This is a genomic window from Streptomyces sp. NPDC014889 (assembly GCF_043081205.1).
Classification (GTDB): Bacteria; Actinomycetota; Actinomycetes; order Streptomycetales; family Streptomycetaceae; genus Streptomyces.
The window spans coordinates 459,061-475,154 of the sequence record NZ_JBIBWH010000001.1; the positions used below are offsets into that span (position 1 = coordinate 459,061).

At 73.1% G+C, this 16,094-nt stretch carries 12 protein-coding genes; 8 read left to right on the forward strand and 4 right to left on the reverse strand.

Annotated elements, in window-relative coordinates; translation table 11 throughout:
- Positions 1–570: 570 nt before the first annotated feature.
- Positions 571–3,297 carry a DNA polymerase I gene (polA, locus tag ACF09J_RS02075; protein WP_392303436.1) on the forward strand — a complete coding sequence of 909 codons (2,727 nt, stop codon included), beginning with the start codon at positions 571–573 and terminating at the stop codon, positions 3,295–3,297.
- A gap of 232 nt (positions 3,298–3,529) precedes the next feature.
- Positions 3,530–3,916, forward strand: a complete 387-nt coding sequence (locus tag ACF09J_RS02080) for a hypothetical protein (protein WP_392303437.1) — start codon at positions 3,530–3,532, stop codon at positions 3,914–3,916.
- Positions 3,917–3,952: 36 nt separating this feature from the next.
- Here ACF09J_RS02080 and ACF09J_RS02085 read toward each other — a convergent pair whose 3' ends face one another.
- Positions 3,953–4,885, reverse strand: coding sequence for a DUF4184 family protein (locus ACF09J_RS02085; protein WP_392303438.1), 933 nt, complete (start codon positions 4,883–4,885; stop codon positions 3,953–3,955).
- Positions 4,886–5,169: 284 nt separating this feature from the next.
- Between ACF09J_RS02085 and ACF09J_RS02090 the strand changes: the two genes are divergently transcribed.
- Positions 5,170–6,930 carry a lytic transglycosylase domain-containing protein gene (locus ACF09J_RS02090; RefSeq protein WP_392303439.1) on the forward strand — a complete coding sequence of 587 codons (1,761 nt, stop codon included), beginning with the start codon at positions 5,170–5,172 and terminating at the stop codon, positions 6,928–6,930.
- Positions 6,931–7,023: 93 nt separating this feature from the next.
- On the opposite strand, the gene ACF09J_RS02095 is transcribed toward ACF09J_RS02090, so the two are convergent.
- A complete protein-coding gene (locus tag ACF09J_RS02095; protein WP_392303440.1) occupies positions 7,024–9,864 on the reverse strand; it encodes an ATP-dependent RNA helicase in 2,841 nt (946 codons plus the stop codon).
- Positions 9,865–9,900: 36 nt separating this feature from the next.
- Complete coding sequence (locus ACF09J_RS02100; RefSeq protein WP_392303441.1) at positions 9,901–10,788, reverse strand: class I SAM-dependent methyltransferase; 888 nt, start codon at positions 10,786–10,788, stop codon at positions 9,901–9,903.
- Between the two features lie 316 nt (positions 10,789–11,104).
- On the opposite strand from ACF09J_RS02100, the gene rpsA reads away from it, so the two are divergent.
- The 4 genes from rpsA to ACF09J_RS02120 all read left to right on the forward strand — a co-directional run bounded on the left by rpsA (position 11,105) and on the right by ACF09J_RS02120 (position 14,888).
- Positions 11,105–12,595, forward strand: coding sequence for a 30S ribosomal protein S1 (gene rpsA, locus ACF09J_RS02105; protein ID WP_225074198.1), 1,491 nt, complete (start codon positions 11,105–11,107; stop codon positions 12,593–12,595).
- A 178-nt stretch (positions 12,596–12,773) separates the two neighbouring features.
- Positions 12,774–13,712 (forward strand): PAC2 family protein, encoded by a 939-nt coding sequence (locus ACF09J_RS02110; protein ID WP_392303442.1) that lies wholly within the window; start codon positions 12,774–12,776, stop codon positions 13,710–13,712.
- Between the two features lie 69 nt (positions 13,713–13,781).
- The gene (gene coaE, locus ACF09J_RS02115) at positions 13,782–14,444 is read left to right on the forward strand and encodes a dephospho-CoA kinase (RefSeq protein WP_392303443.1); all 663 of its coding nucleotides are present in this window, start codon (positions 13,782–13,784) and stop codon (positions 14,442–14,444) included.
- Positions 14,445–14,525: 81 nt separating this feature from the next.
- Positions 14,526–14,888, forward strand: a complete 363-nt coding sequence (locus ACF09J_RS02120) for a tetratricopeptide repeat protein (RefSeq protein WP_392303444.1) — start codon at positions 14,526–14,528, stop codon at positions 14,886–14,888.
- A 74-nt stretch (positions 14,889–14,962) separates the two neighbouring features.
- Here ACF09J_RS02120 and ACF09J_RS02125 read toward each other — a convergent pair whose 3' ends face one another.
- Positions 14,963–15,229 (reverse strand): DUF6343 family protein, encoded by a 267-nt coding sequence (locus ACF09J_RS02125; RefSeq protein WP_392303445.1) that lies wholly within the window; start codon positions 15,227–15,229, stop codon positions 14,963–14,965.
- Between the two features lie 130 nt (positions 15,230–15,359).
- Between ACF09J_RS02125 and ACF09J_RS02130 the strand changes: the two genes are divergently transcribed.
- Positions 15,360–16,058, forward strand: coding sequence for a class I SAM-dependent methyltransferase (locus ACF09J_RS02130; protein WP_392303446.1), 699 nt, complete (start codon positions 15,360–15,362; stop codon positions 16,056–16,058).
- The last annotated feature ends 36 nt before the right edge of the window (positions 16,059–16,094 follow it).

The window sequence follows — 16,094 nt, forward strand, 5'->3', positions numbered from 1 at the left end:
GCGCCGCACGCCACCGCACGCACGGCCCGCCCCAGGGCCGACGACAGCCGGGGCGCGGGCCGCGCGGACGGCCTTCCGGCGTGGGGCCGGTCCGGCCGCGGCCGGCACGGCGCTGCGGGCGATGGCGTCGGGGGTTGACCCGCCGGTCCCGGTTCGGATCGTGCCCTGCGGTCGGTCTGCGCTGCCGGATGTCCTGCACTGCGGACCGTCTCCGGCATGGGCCCGGTTCCGGCCCGGGACGGCACGAGGCCACAGCGTGACGGCCGCCGGGCGCATGGCCCAGCCCCCGCTCGCCGACCGAGCCGCCGGGCTTACGGCCGGACGTGACCTTCGATGGCCGCGCGGCGAGCGTGCCGTGGAGTGGGGCGTCTCCCGGCGCTGGCTCGGCTCCGGGCTCCGGGCTCCGGGACGGCGCGATGTCGTGGGGCGTCGTGGCCGGGCCGGGCGGGGGCCGGGGCGTGGCGTTCCGCCGGGTGCGGAGGTGGACGGTGGGCCGCGGAGGCGGGCGGTGGGGGCCGGCTGTCAGGGCGCGGGCTTCGGCTGTCAGTGGTACGTGGCAGGATCGGGGGCGTGGCAGAGACAGCATCGAAGAAGACCGACACCACCCCCGGCGGCGCCCGGCCGCGGCTGATGCTCATGGACGGGCACTCGCTGGCCTACCGCGCGTTCTTCGCGCTGCCCGCGGAGAACTTCACGACCGCGACGGGCCAGCCGACGAACGCCATCTACGGCTTCGCGTCGATGCTGGCCAACACCCTGCGTGACGAGGAGCCGACGCACTTCGCCGTCGCCTTCGACGTCTCCCGCAAGACCTGGCGCTCGGCGGAGTTCACCGAGTACAAGGCGAACCGCTCCAAGACCCCGGACGAGTTCAAGGGCCAGGTCGAGCTGATCGGCGAACTGCTCGACGCGATGAACGCCTCCCGCTTCGCCGTCGAGGGGTACGAGGCGGACGACGTGATCGCCACCCTCGCCACCCAGGCCGAGGCCGAGGGCTTCGAGGTGCTGATCGTCACCGGTGACCGCGACTCCTTCCAGCTGGTCTCCGAGCACACGACGGTGCTCTACCCCACCAAGGGCGTCTCCGAGCTGACCCGGTTCACCCCGGAGAAGGTCATCGAGAAGTACGGGCTGACACCGGCCCAGTACCCGGACTTCGCCGCACTGCGCGGCGACCCGTCGGACAACCTGCCGGGCATCCCCGGCGTCGGTGAGAAGACCGCCGCGAAGTGGATCAACCAGTTCGGTTCGTTCGCGCAGCTCGTGGAGCGGGTCGAGGAGGTCAAGGGCAAGGCGGGCCAGAACCTGCGCGACCACCTCGAGTCCGTCAAGCGCAACCGCCGGCTCACCGAGCTGGAGCGGAGCGTCGAGCTCCCGAAGGCCGTCACGGACCTCACCCGCACCCCGTACGACCGCAAGGCCGTCGCGATGGTCCTGGACACCCTGGAGATCCGCAACCCCTCCCTGCGCGAGCGGCTCTTCGCCGTGGACCCGGGCGCCGAGGAGGCCGAGACGACCCCGATCACGACGGACGGCGTGGAGCTGGACGGCACCGTGCTCGGCACCGGCGAGCTGGCCGCCTGGCTCACCGAGCACGGCACGCAGGTCCTCGGCGTCGCCACCGTCGACGCCTGGGCCCTCGGCGCGGGTTCGGTCGCCGAGATCGCGCTCGCCGCGCCCGACGGAGCGGCCGCCTGGTTCGACCCGTCGCAGCTCGACGAGGCGGACGAGAGCACGCTCGCCGCCTGGCTGGCCGACGCGGACCGGCCCAAGATCTTCCACAACGCCAAGGGCGCCATGCGGGTCTTCGCCGAGCACGGCTGGACCATCGAGGGCGCCACCATGGACACCGCGCTCGCCGCCTACCTGGTCAAGCCGGGCCGCCGCTCCTTCGACCTGGACGCCCTGTCCCTGGAGTACCTGCACCGGGAGCTGGTCCCCGCCGCCGCGGCCGACGGGCAGCTCGCCTTCGGCGCGGACGAGGGCGCCGAGGCGGAGGCGCTGATGATCCAGGCCCGAGCCGTCCTCGACCTCGGCGAGGCCTTCGAGGCCCGCATCCCGGAGGTCGGCGCCGCGGACCTGCTGCGCGACGTGGAGCTGCCGACGTCCGCCCTGCTGGCCCGCATGGAGCGGAACGGCATCGCGGCGGACCGCGCCCACCTGGAAGCGATGGAGCAGATGTTCGCGGGCGCGGTGCAGCAGGCCGTGAAGGAGGCGCACGCGGCGGCCGGGCACGAGTTCAACCTCGGCTCGCCCAAGCAGCTCCAGGAAGTCCTCTTCGGCGAGCTCGCCCTCCCGAAGACGAAGAAGACGAAGACCGGCTACACCACCGACGCCGACGCCCTGGCATGGCTGGCCGGCCAGACGGACAACGAGCTGCCGGTCATCATGCTCCGCCACCGCGAGCAGGCGAAGCTGCGCGTCACCGTCGAGGGCCTGATCAAGACGATCGCGGCGGACGGCCGCATCCACACCACGTTCAACCAGACGGTCGCCGCGACCGGCCGCCTGTCGTCGACGGACCCCAATCTGCAGAACATCCCCGTCCGCACCGACGAGGGCCGGGCCATCCGGCGCGGCTTCGTGGTCGGCGAGGGCTTCGAGTCGCTGATGACCGCCGACTACAGCCAGATCGAGTTGCGCGTGATGGCCCACCTGTCCGAGGACGCGGGCCTGATCGAGGCGTTCACCTCGGGCGAGGACCTGCACACCACGGCGGCCTCGCAGGTCTTCGGCGTCGACCGCTCGGCGGTGGAGCCGGAGATGCGGCGCAAGATCAAGGCGATGTCCTACGGCCTGGCGTACGGGTTGTCGGCCTTCGGCCTCTCCCAGCAGCTGAACATCGAGGCGGCCGAGGCGCGCGGTCTGATGGACGCCTACTTCGAGCGTTTCGGCGGCGTACGGGACTATCTGCGCCGCGTGGTCGACGAGGCGCGGGCGACCGGGTACACCGAGACCCTGTTCGGCCGCCGCCGCTATCTGCCCGACCTCAACAGCGACAACCGTCAGCGCCGAGAAATGGCCGAGCGCATGGCCCTCAACGCGCCCATTCAGGGCACGGCGGCCGACATCGTCAAGATCGCCATGCTGCACGTGGACCGCGCCCTGCGCGAGGCGGGCCTCACCTCCCGCATGCTGCTCCAGGTGCATGACGAAATCGTCCTGGAGATCGCTCCCGGGGAACGCGAGACCGTGGAGCAGATCGTCCGCCACCAGATGGCCGGCGCGGTACAGCTCAGGGCCCCGCTGGACGTCTCGGTCGGCGTGGGCCCGGACTGGGAGTCGGCGGCGCACTAGCCTGCGGCGCGTGGGGGGCCCACGGAGCCGGGGCCGGAGCCCCGTCGCGTGCCGTGGCCACCGCGTACCGGCCACCGCCCGTGCGCCGGGGTGCTCCCTGAAGGGCGGCTCCGCCGGCTTCGGTGTGCTCGGAGCGAGGCCCTCCCTCGCCTGGCGCACCCGCGGCAGCGCCCGTCACTCACGTGGACCCCGAAGAGGCGCAGCCGCGAGCCGTGCCCGACAGGATGCGGGCATGGGTATACGCATGCTCAACCGCCGGCCGGCGGTGATACGGGTGGACATCGGCGAGGCCCCCAAAGGGGCACCTCTGTCGGTCCGGCCCTACGCGCCCGACGCCGGTACGGCCCGCGTTCCGGCGAATCTGACGGCGACCCTGCGCCGTGCCGCGAGCGGGCTCCGCGCCCGGTTCGGCCCCGGCGATCCTCTACCCGGGGAGACACGTGCCTGGTGTCTGTGGGCGGACACCGCTCGCGGCTACCTCGCCCTGCTGCTCTCTCCGCTGCACCGCCCCCGCCCGGTGCGCAGCATCACCGTCTTCGTCGCCACCGCGACTCCCACCGGCAACCGGCCGGGCGGCCCGCCCCCGCACCACCCCCGCCAGGACCGCCGCAACCCCTGACACCGGCCGGACCAGCCCCACCTGGACGGGACCGGCTCAACCTGCCGGGGCTGAACCGCTCGTACCACCGGGACCGCCAGAGACACCGGCACCGGCACGGTCCCCCTCCCGGCCGGAACCGACCGATCCGGCCGGCCCCGTCACACCGTCCCCGCCACCGCCCCCCGGAGGCCGTTGACCGCGCCGGAGCCTGACGTCCAGGGCGTACAGGGGCAGGCCCACGGCCAGCCCCGCGCCCGCGCCGAAGCACAGGGTCGGAATCAGTTCCCAGAGAGCGGCTGTCGCCCCCCGGCCCGTCCACCAGTGCCAGGTCCGCTGCACGGCACCGGCGACCGCGCAGGCCGCGATCACGGCGCAGGCCCGCCGCCGGTCCCGTACCGACAACTCGGGAACCCCGGCAGGCTCGCCCGCCGGAACCCGCCGCGGCGCGTGCACCAGGAACCCGGCGATCACGACGGTCGCCACCGCCGAGCTGCCGTACTGCAGATACCAGTAGACGGGCGCCCCGCCCAACTGCCGGCCCAGCACCGGGAACAGCCGCGTCCCCCAGCGGTCGTGGTGGGTGAACGCGTCCCACACCACGTGCGTCAGCGCGCCCAGCGCGGCGGAGGCGTACCACCACGGCACCGACGCCGGGCGCGGTCGCGTCCAGGGTGTGCCGCACCGTGTCAGCGCCGCCGTCCGCCCCTGCCGGGCGCGCGGCAGCAGCGCGACGAGCGGCTCGCGCAGCAGCAGCCACACCCCGACCAGCAGCCAGGCGACGAGCACATCGAGGGTGAAGACCCCGGGGAAGGAGTGCGTGATGGTGCCGAACTCCATCGCCCCGGGCACAACACCCGCTGTGTAATAGATCAGGTCGGGCGCGAAGGAGCCCGCCACGAGCACCGAAGGGACCAGCCGTCCCCGTCCCGTTCCGTCGCCGCGTATCGCGGGGAGTACGGCTGCCGCATGGCTCAGAGTGAACGGCAACGGGGCTCCTCCTGGCGTGCGTCGACCGGGCCGGCGGGCCGGTGTGATCGTCGCCGTCCAGTATGCGCGGCACGCGAGCGGTGCACCCGTTAACCAGCCGTGGCCAACCGGTGAAAATCGGGCACGAACGGGTCCCGATACCAAGGAAGTTGTCGTAGGGTCACCTGGATTCGTCAACCCGTGCGGCTCCGCGAGGGCAACCAGTCACACGGGTCGATCGTCACAACAGGGCGAACGGACAGACAGAGACGGACGCTCGGGCGTCCACAGGAGGGGCTCACTCTATGGCGGCGCATTTCGGCAGCAGGTTGCGCAAGGGAGCGGCAACCACGGCCGTGGCCGCGGCGGCGGTCGCGGCTCTGTCCGCCTCGCAGGCTCCGGACGTGACCGTCGACGAACACGGCAGACAGTCCGCCGCCGAGGCGACGCCCCAGCCCGACGGCGGCGCGACCGGCGACTCGCCGTACTTCACGGACCTGCCGCCCCTCAACAGCCCCAGCCCGGCGCCCGTCGTCGGCACCCCGATCTCCAAGGGCCCGGCCGAGGCCGGCATACCGGCCACCGTGCTCGACGCCTACAAGAAGGCCGAGGCCGAACTGCGCGCCTCCAAGCCGGGCTGCAACCTGCCCTGGCAACTCCTCGCCGCCATAGGCAAGGTGGAGTCCGGACACGCACGCGGCGGCAACGTCGGCGCCGACGGCACCACGGTGTCCCGGATCCTCGGCCCGCCCCTCGACGGCAACGGCTTCGCCCACATCAGCGACACCGACCACGGCCTGTACGACGGGGACAGCAGGTACGACCGCGCGGTCGGGCCCATGCAGTTCATCCCCTCCACCTGGGAGTGGGCGGGCCGCGACGGCAACGGCGACGGCAAGAAGGACCCCAACAACGTCTACGACGCCGTCCTCGCCGCCGGCCACTACCTGTGCCGCTACGGCTGGGACCTGTCCACCGACGCCGACCTCCGGCGCGCGATCCTCAGCTACAACAACTCGACGGAGTATCTGAACACGGTCCTGACGTGGCTGGAGTTCTACCGCAAGGGCAGCCACTCCGTCCCGGACGGAACCGGCCCCCTGCCGACCCACCGCAGCGACCGCACGCCCGGCGCGAACCCCGGTCCGACGCCGCAGCCGCCCGCCCCGAGGACGACCCCCGAGCCCGGCGGCCCCGGAAAGCCCGCCACGCCCGGCAAGCCGGGCGGCGGCTCCTCGACCCCCGGGCCGATCCCTTCCCCGCCGTCCCGGCCGACCCCGCCGTCCGAGCCGAACCCGCCGTCCACCCCGGGCACGCCCACCACGCCGCCCACCCCGACCGACACCGTGCACCACCTCCAGGACGCGGGCACCGACGAGCTCACCGCCATGGCGGGCGACGCGTTCACGGAGAAGATCAGAGCCCGTGCCGTGACCGGGGACGGCAAGGCCGTCGCCAAGGTGCGGATCCGGTTCACGATCACCGGCGACACCGACACCGCCTTCACCGGCGGCGAGAAGGTCGCCACCGTCGCCACCGACGCCTCGGGTGTGGCCGTGGCACCGGCGCTCCGGGCCGGCGAGAAGACGGGCGGCTTCACCGTCCACGCGGCGGTCGTCGGCCGTACGCTCCCCGGCGTCGACTACACGGCCACGGTCACCGAGCGCGCCGCCGACGCCCTCGCCCGCACCACCGACACCGCACTGGTCTGCACGCCGGGCGGCGAGTTCGCCGACCAGGTCGAGGTCAGGGCCACCTACAAGGGCGCCGTCGCGGACCGGGTCGCGGCCACCGCCACCCTGGTCAAGTCGGCCGACGACCCCGCCCAGAACGACAGCGGCCCCTACTTCAAGGACGCCGACGGCAAGCCGGTCCGCACCCTGACGGACCTTCAGACGGACGCGAACGGCCTGCTGAAGCTGCCGAAGCTGTACGCGGACGACACCACCGGCACGTTCCTGCTGCGCATCACCGCCGCGGGCGGCGCGACGCTGACCGTGGAGCTGAAGGTGGCGCCGGCCGACACCCCGGCCGAGCCGTCCCCCGGCCCGTCGGCATCCTCGTAGCACCGGCACGAACACCATGAGGGCGCCCCGCCACCGCGGCGGGGCGCCCTCATGACGTCCGGCGGCCGGCCCCCGCCCGGAGGACCGAACCGGTCAGCGCCTGAGCCGGGCGTTGGTGTGCCGGGTCGGCTCCGCGGACGCCGGGTCCTCCGGCCAGGGGTGCTTCGGATACCGTCCGCGCAGCTCCGCCCGTACGTTCCGGTAACCGTTCCTCCAGAACGAGGCGAGGTCGGCGGTGACGGCGGCGGGACGGCCTGCGGGGGACAGGAGGTGCACCAGGACCGGCACCCCGGCGACCGTGGGCGAGTCGTGCAGGCCGAACATCTCCTGGAGCTTCACGGCGAGCACGGGCCGTTCGGGATCCGCGTAGTCGATCCGGATCCGTGACCCGCTGGGCACCGTGAGCCGTTCCGGCGCGAGCTCGTCCAGCCGGCCGGCGTCACCGGAGGCCCAGGGCAGCAGACGGGCCAGCGCCTGCCCGGCGTCGATCCGCGCCAGGTCGGAGCGCCGCCGGGCCCGCCCGAGCTCGGGTTCCAGCCACTCGTCCACGCGCGCGTGCAGCGCGTCGTCGGACACGTCGGGCCAGGGCTCGCCGAGGTGCCGGCGCAGAAACGCCAGCCGCTGCCGCAGCACGTCCGCCTCCGCCGACCAGCGCAGCAGCCCGAACCCCTCCTGCCGCAAGCCGTCGAGCAGCGCCGCCCGTACGAGACCGGGGGCGGCGTCCGCCAGGGGCCGCACCGCCAGCTCCACGGCCCCCAGCCGCTCGACCTGCCGTGCGACGACGTCGCCGTCACCCCAGCGGACCTCGTCCCGCTCCGTACGGAGCGCACCGGCCGCGAGCCGGGCGACGTCCTCGTCGACGACCGCGGCGAGCTGCACGCGCGCGTGCCGCCTCCCCACCGGCCGGTCGGCCACGGCCACGGCGATCCAGGGCGCACCCCACAACGGAGACCCGTCCGCGAGCTCCGCCCGGGTCCCGGAGACCATCAGGTACGAGCCACCATCGAGCCGAGCCACCCGCTCCGGAAAGGCAAGAGCAGCCACGAGCCCCACGAGCCCCGCGTCCCCCGGCCGGCGCCCACTCCCAGCCCCGGGCAGCGGCTCGGCGGCCTTCGCCTCCGGGGCTGCCGGTTCCGTGTCGTGGCCGGTCCGTGGGCGGCCGGGCCCTAGCCCGGTGGGGCCCGTGTCCCCGGTGGTCTCCGGGCGCGGTCCGCTTCCGGCTCGGGCGGTGGGCAGCGGCTCGGCGGTCTTTCCTTCCGGGGCTGCCGGTTCCGTGTCGTGGCCGGTCCGTGGGCGGGCGGGCCGCAGCCCGGTGGGGCCCGTGTCGCCCGTGGCCTCCGGGCGCCGCTTGCTCCCGCTCCCGCTCCCGATCCCGGTGCCGGCCGCCCGCTCCGGCCCGGAGCGGGCGGATCGGGTGGGCGTGCCGGAGACCTCCGACACCGCGGCCCGCAGCCGACGGACCTCCGTCCGCCAGCGTGCCGCGTACGCGTCGCCGCCGCGCCGGGCGGCCCGCAGGGCCGCGGCGAGATCGTCCCCGTACTCCCGCGGCAGCTCCTCGCTCAGCAGCGCGACGACCTCCGCGACCCGTTCGGCCCCGCCGGCGGCGGACGCGTCGAGCAGGGCCCGGCCCAGCCGCGGATGCACCCCCAGCCTCGCCAGCGAGTGCCCGCGGTCCGTGGCGCGCCCGGCGGAGTCCACCGCGCCCACGGCCGTCAGCACCTCCCGCGCCGCGGCCATCGCCCCGCCAGGCGGTGGGTCCGGCAGCGCGAGCCCGGAGGCGTCCGGGTCGCCCCAGCAGGCCGCCTGGAGGGCGAACGCCGTCAGATCGGCCACCTTGATCTCCGGTGCGGGAAAGGCGGGCAGACGCGCCTCTTCGGCCTCCGCCCAGCACTGGTACACCGCGCCCGGCGCCTCACGTCCGGCGCGGCCCGCCCGCTGCCGCCCGGAGGCCCGCGAGGCCCGTACCGTCGTCAGCGCGCTCAGCCCGCGCGCGTGGTCCACGCGTGGCTCCCGCGCGAGCCCCGAGTCGACGACCACCCGCACCCCGGGCACCGTCAGCGACGACTCGGCGACCGAGGTCGCGAGGACCACCCGGCGCCGCCGCCCCGGCACCAGCACCGCGTCCTGCACCTCCGCCGGCGCCCGCCCGTGCACCTGGAGCACGTCCACGTCCCCGAGATCTCCCAGCAGACCCGCGACCCGCCCGATCTCGCCCACGCCCGGCAGGAAGCACAGCACGTCCCCCGCGCGCTCGGCCAGCGCCCGCCGCACCACCGACGCCACATGCGTCAGCAGCGCGGGGTCCACCCGCATCCCGTGCGGGGGCCGTACCGGCCGGGCGGGCGGGGCCCGGACCACCTCCACCGGATGCGACACGCCGTGCGCCTCGACGACCGGCGCCCCGCCCAGCAGCTCCGCCCACGCGCGCGCGTCCGTGGTGGCCGAGGCGGCCACAAGCCGCAGCTCCGGCCGCAGCGCCTCGCGCACGTCCCACAGGAACGCCGCCACCGTGTCCGCGTCCAGATGCCGTTCGTGGCACTCGTCGAGCACGACCACGTCGACGCCGGCCAGCTCCTGGTCGCGCTGCAACCGCTGGAGCAGCACACCGGTCGTGACGACCTCCACGCGCGCGTGGCGCCCGACGACGCGCTCCCCGCGCACGGTGTAGCCGACGCTCCCGCCCGCCTTCTCACCCAGCAGCCACGCCATGCGCCGGGCCGCCGCACGCGCCGCGATCCGCCGCGGCTCGGCCACGACCACCCGCCGCGCCGGCCCCTCGCCCAGCAGTCCGGCCAGCGCGAGCGGCACCAGCGTCGTCTTGCCGGTGCCCGGCGGCGCCACCAGGACGGCGGTCCCGTGACCGTCCAGCGCGTCGTGAAGGGCCGGCAGCGCGCCGCGCACCGGCAGCACGGCCGGCTCGTCGTGGCGGATCACGCGATCGGTCCCGTTCTCCCGCACCCCGTCACGCGCTCAGTCCCGTACGCAGACGAAGATCGCCGTCCCCGGGATCAGGTTCCCGCGCAGTGGCGACCAGCCGCCCCACTCGGAGGTGTTCCAGGCCGGCCACTCCGGCTCGACCAGGTCCACCAGCCGCAGGCCCGACGCCACCACGTCCCGCACCCGGTCCCCGACGGTCCGGTGGTGCTCGACGTACACCGCGCGGCCGCCCTCGTCCTGCTCGACGTACGGCGTGCGGTCGAAGTAGGAGCCGGACACCGACAGCCCCTCCGGGCCGGGCTCGTCCGGGAACGCCCAGCGGATCGGGTGCGTCACCGAGAACACGAACCGCCCGCCCGGCCGCAGCACCCGCCGCACCTCCCGCAGCACCGCGCGCGGGTCGGCGACGAACGGCAGCGCCCCGTACGCCGAGCACGCCAGGTCGAAGGAGCCGTCGGCGAACGGCAGCGCGCCCGCGTCGGCGCACACCAGCGGGATCGCGCCACCGATGCGCAGCGCGTGCTGGAGCTGGCGGTGCGACAGGTCGAGAGCGACCGGGCGCGCGCCCTGCCCGGCCAGCCAGCGCGAGCACTGCGCCGCGCCGGCGCCGATCTCCAGGACGTCCTTGTCCTTGAGGTCCTCGGGGTCGCCGAGCAGACCCGCCTCGACCTCGTCCAGGCCCTCCGGGCCCCACACGAAACGGTCGTCGCCGAGGAACGTGCCGTGCTCGATCTGGTACTCGTCCGCGTTGCGGTCCCACCAGCCCCGGTTGGCCCGGGAGCTCTCCGCCGCACCGGCCTCGCGCCGGGTGGCCTCCGGTTCGGCCGGTTCGAACTGTTCGGACGGTGCTGGCTCTTGGATGATCGGCTCCCTCGTACTAATCTGCGGGCTCTCCCGTCCGACCGGTTCCGGCGGTGTCACCGCAGGGACTCGCTCGGTTCGGCGTGGCCTCGGGGGACGGGTTTTGTGCCGGATATGGGGCGATCCGCCCCGGCTGTGCGGCTTCGCGCATTGACCCTGCCCGGCTGCCCCCGTATGCTACAAGTTGCGCTGCGGGCCTGCGCGCCTCAGACGGAGCAGGCTGCGCTCGCATCTGTTGTATGTCCCCTCGGTTTTCGAGGCGCCACCGGCGTTTTGTGTGGCGCTTCCTTGGCTGTCCGGCTTCTGCAGAGCGAAACGGGCTCCCGGCGTAATGCAGTACCTACGACTCAATGTCCGTACCGGAGCCCTTTCCCACATGACGAGCAGCACCGAGACCACCGCCACCACCCCGCAGGTAGCGGTCAACGACATCGGTAACGAGGAAGCCTTCCTCGCAGCGATCGACGAGACGATCAAGTACTTCAACGACGGCGACATCGTCGACGGCGTCATCGTGAAGGTCGACCGGGACGAGGTCCTGCTCGACATCGGTTACAAGACCGAAGGTGTCATCCCGAGCCGCGAGCTCTCGATCAAGCACGACGTCGACCCGAACGAGGTCGTGGCCGTCGGCGACGAGATCGAGGCCCTGGTCCTCCAGAAGGAGGACAAGGAAGGCCGCCTGATCCTCTCGAAGAAGCGCGCCCAGTACGAGCGTGCCTGGGGCACCATCGAGAAGATCAAGGAAGAGGACGGCATCGTCACCGGCACCGTCATCGAGGTCGTCAAGGGTGGTCTCATCCTCGACATCGGCCTCCGTGGCTTCCTGCCGGCCTCCCTCGTCGAGATGCGCCGTGTCCGCGACCTCCAGCCGTACGTCGGCAAGGAGCTCGAGGCCAAGATCATCGAGCTGGACAAGAACCGCAACAACGTGGTCCTGTCCCGCCGTGCCTGGCTGGAGCAGACCCAGTCCGAGGTCCGCCAGACGTTCCTCACGACCCTCCAGAAGGGTCAGGTCCGTTCCGGTGTGGTCTCCTCGATCGTCAACTTCGGTGCCTTCGTGGACCTGGGTGGCGTCGACGGCCTGGTGCACGTCTCCGAGCTGTCCTGGAAGCACATCGACCACCCGTCCGAGGTCGTCGAGGTGGGCCAGGAGGTCACCGTCGAGGTCCTCGACGTCGACATGGACCGCGAGCGTGTCTCCCTGTCGCTGAAGGCGACCCAGGAAGACCCGTGGCAGCAGTTCGCCCGCACCCACCAGATCGGCCAGGTCGTGCCCGGCAAGGTCACGAAGCTGGTTCCGTTCGGTGCGTTCGTCCGCGTGGACGAGGGCATCGAGGGTCTGGTCCACATCTCCGAGCTGGCCGAGCGCCACGTGGAGATCCCGGAGCAGGTCGTCCAGGTCAACGACGAGATCTTCGTCAAGGTCATCGACATCGACCTCGAGCGTCGTCGCATCAGCCTCTCGCTGAAGCAGGCCAACGAGTCCTTCGGTGCCGACCCGTCCGCGGTCGAGTTCGACCCGACCCTGTACGGCATGGCCGCGTCCTACGACGACCAGGGCAACTACATCTACCCCGAGGGCTTCGACCCCGAGACCAACGACTGGCTCGAGGGCTACGAGAAGCAGCGCGAGGAGTGGGAGCGCCAGTACGCCGAGGCGCAGTCCCGCTTCGAGCAGCACCAGCAGCAGGTCATCAAGTCCCGCGAGGCGGACGCCGCTGCCGCCGCCGAGGGTGGCGAGGCCGCCGCTCCGGCCGCGTCCGGCGGTTCGTACTCCTCCGAGGGCGGCGACAACTCCGGCGCCCTGGCGTCGGACGAGGCGCTGGCAGCGCTTCGCGAGAAGCTGGCCGGCGGCCAGAGCTGAGCTCCCGCACAGGGGGCCGGCCACTGAGCCTGAGCCGTTGACTTGAGGGGCCGCACCCATTCCGGGTGCGGCCCTTCGAGCTGTTCGAGGAGCCCCGCGGAACCTTGCGGCCCACGGGGAATGCGAACGTCCCACAGCTCGTTGTGAACCAACGAATACGAGGAGGGGCGGTCACACAGTGCTTGATCCGCAGGGTTTGTACGCATGGGAGCCGAAGGGTCTGGCCGTCGTCGACATGGCGCTCGCCCAGGAGTCGGCCGGCCTTGTCCTGCTCTACCACTTCGACGGATACATCGACGCGGGGGAGACCGGCGACCAGATCGTGGAGCGGCTGCTGGACGCGCAGCCCCACCAGGTCGTGGCGCGCTTCGACCACGACCGGCTCGTGGACTACCGGGCCCGCCGCCCGCTGCTGACGTTCCAGCGGGACCGCTGGAGCGGATACGAGGTGCCGGGCATCGAGGTGCGTCTCGTCCAGGACGCCACCGGCGCGCCGTTCCTTCTGCTCTGCGGGCCCGAGCCCGACGTGGAGTGGGAGCGTTTCGCCGCGGCCGTACGGCAGATCGTCGAGCGCCTCGGCGTACGCCTGTCGGTGAACTTCCACGGCATCCCCATGGGCGTCCCGCACACCCGCCCGGTGGGCCTGACCCCGCACGGCAACCGCAGTGACCTGGTGCCCGGCCACCGCAGCCCCTTCGAGGAGGCGCAGGTGCCGGGCAGCGCGGAGGCGCTCCTTGAGTACCGCCTGATGCAGGCCGGGCACGACGTGCTGGGTGTGGCCGCGCACGTGCCGCACTACATCGCGCGCTCCGCGTACCCGGACGCGGCGCTGACGGCCCTGGAGGCCATCACCTCGGCCACCGGCCTTGTCCTGCCGAGCGTCGCCCACTCCCTGCGCAACGAGGCCCACCGCACCCAGACCGAGATCGACCGGCAGATCCGCGAGGGCGACGAGGAACTCACCTCCCTCGTCCAGGGCCTCGAGCACCAGTACGACGCCGCGGCCGGCGCGGAGACCCGGGGCAACATGCTCGCCGAACCCGTCGAGATCCCGTCGGCGGACGAGATCGGCCGCGAGTTCGAACGCTTCCTGGCGGAGCGTGAGGGCGAGAACTGACCGGGGAGAGCAGCAGGTGCCGCCCGCCCGCCGGGCGGGCCGCCGAAGACAGCGCCTAAGCTGCCGCTCATGCTGAAAGTGGGCCTCACCGGGGGCATCGGTGCCGGTAAGAGCGAGGTGTCGCGGCTGCTCGTGGAGTGCGGAGCCGTGCTGATCGACGCCGATCGCATCGCGCGCGAGGTCGTCGCTCCGGGCACGCCCGGCCTCGCGGCGGTCGTCGACGCCTTCGGTCCGGAGGTGCTTGCCGAGGACGGGAGCCTGGACCGGCCCCGGCTGGGTTCCCTCGTCTTCGCCGACTCCGCGAAGCTTTCCGTCCTTAATTCGATCGTGCACCCCCTGGTGGGCGCCCGCTCCCGTGAACTGGAGCAGGCCGCCGCCGAGGACGCCGTCGTGGTCCATGACGTCCCGCTCCTCACGGAGAACGGCCTCGCCCCGCTCTACGACCTCGTGATCGTCGTGGACGCGAGCCCGGCGACCCGGCTGGACCGGCTCCTGCGGCTGCGCGGGATGACCGAGGAGGACGCACGCGCGCGCATGGCCGCGCAGGCGTCCCGGGAGAAGCGCCTGGAGATCGCGGACATCGTCATCGACAACGACGTACCGTTGGAGCGGCTCGAGCGGCGGGTACGGGAGGTGTGGGCGGAGCTGGTCCGGGCGGAGCGGGTCCGCAGGGCGCACGAGCCCCGCCGGCACCCGGACCAGGGGTCTCGGGAGCACCGCCCCCGGGCATGAGGCCAGGCACAGGGACGGACCCAGGAACAGGGCCGCCCGGCCCGTGGCGTGGAACCACTGCGGCGAGGGAAGGAAGCAGTCGTGCCCGAACGTACTCCGGAGACCGACGTCATCGAGTACCGCGCCGCCGAGAAGCTGCTCGCCGCGCGGGACCCGCGGGGCGCGGTGAAGCTGCTCGACCGGGTCATAGGCGCCCACCCGGAGAACACCTCGGCCCGGCTGCTGCGCGCCCGCGCCTTCTTCGCGTCCGCCCAGCTCCGGCCCGCGGAGCTGGAGTTCACCATCGTGCTGGAGCGTGAACCGGACAACGCGTACGCGCACTTCGCACTCGCCCGCACCTACGAGCGGCAGGGCCGCCCCGACCAGGCCCGGCGCCACTTCCGGCTGGCCGCCGCGCTGGACCCGAACCCGGAGTACCTGCAACGGGCCCGGTTCGACAGCTGACGTCCGCCGAACGTCCGGGCACTGGCGCCGAGTGTCCGGGCACCCGTCGCCGACGGCTGCCCCGCCGGCCCCTGCTACCGTCGCCGCTCGTCCGGCGGCCAGTACGGCGGCACGTCACGCCCCGGCTGATAGTGCGGACCCTGCCGCAGATGCCGGACGACCAGCAGGAAGTCGACGGCCATCACCAGCCACAGCACACCGCAGGCCGCCGCCCACCCGGGCCGTCCGACCAGCACGAACACCACCGTGCCGAAGCCCGCCCAGACCAGCCCCCACACGCTCAGCCAGAACCGCGCCCGCAGAGCACTGCGTGCGGTGGCGGGTTCACTGCCTGTACGCATCGCCGATCACCACTCCTTCTTGCAACGTACTCTCGCCCGGCCCGCACACCAAAGCAGCCCCGGACCCACTCGAACAGGTGAATAGGACCGGGAGGGGAACGGCCGTGCGGGAGCGGGCCGTTGTTCGGGCATGGAACTGAGAATGCGCGAGGGACATCAGGGGACGGGACCGGGAGCGATCACACCGGACGGCTGCGCGGTGGAGCTGTACGCGCGGCTGTCCGTGGGGGACGAGCCGGACATCATCGCCGCGGCCGTGCCCGCGGGAGCGCACATCCTGGAGCTGGGCTGCGGTGTGGGCCGCGTGACCCATCCGCTGCTGGAGCGCGGGTTCACCGTCACGGCGGTGGACGAGTCACCGGACATGCTGGAGCGGGTGCGCGGGGCGCGGACCATATGCAGCCCGATCGAGCACCTGGACGTGGGGGAGACCTTCGACGTCGTGATCCTCGCTTCGTTCCTGGTGCACACGGGCGACCCGGAGGTACGGCGAGGACTGCTGCGCGCCTGCGCGCGGCATGTCGCGGAGGACGGCTGCGTACTGATCCAGCGGGAAGGCGGCGACTACCACATCAATCTGCCGCGCGAGCGGGTGGACCCGGCGGGCTACACGGTGCGGATCCTGTCGGCGGATCCGGTCGGCGGCGGGGTGAACGCGGTCCGCGCGGAGTACGTGTTCCCGGACGCGACCTGGACCCAGACCTTCCGCTCCCGGCCGCTGACCAAGGAGCAGTTCGAGGAGGCGCTGGGGGAGGCGGGCCTGAGGGTGGACAGGTATCTGACCGAGGACGGGATATGGGTGCGGGCGGTCCCGGACAAGCGTCCATGACGGAGTCCGGACAGCGATGAGTTCGGGGCCACGGTC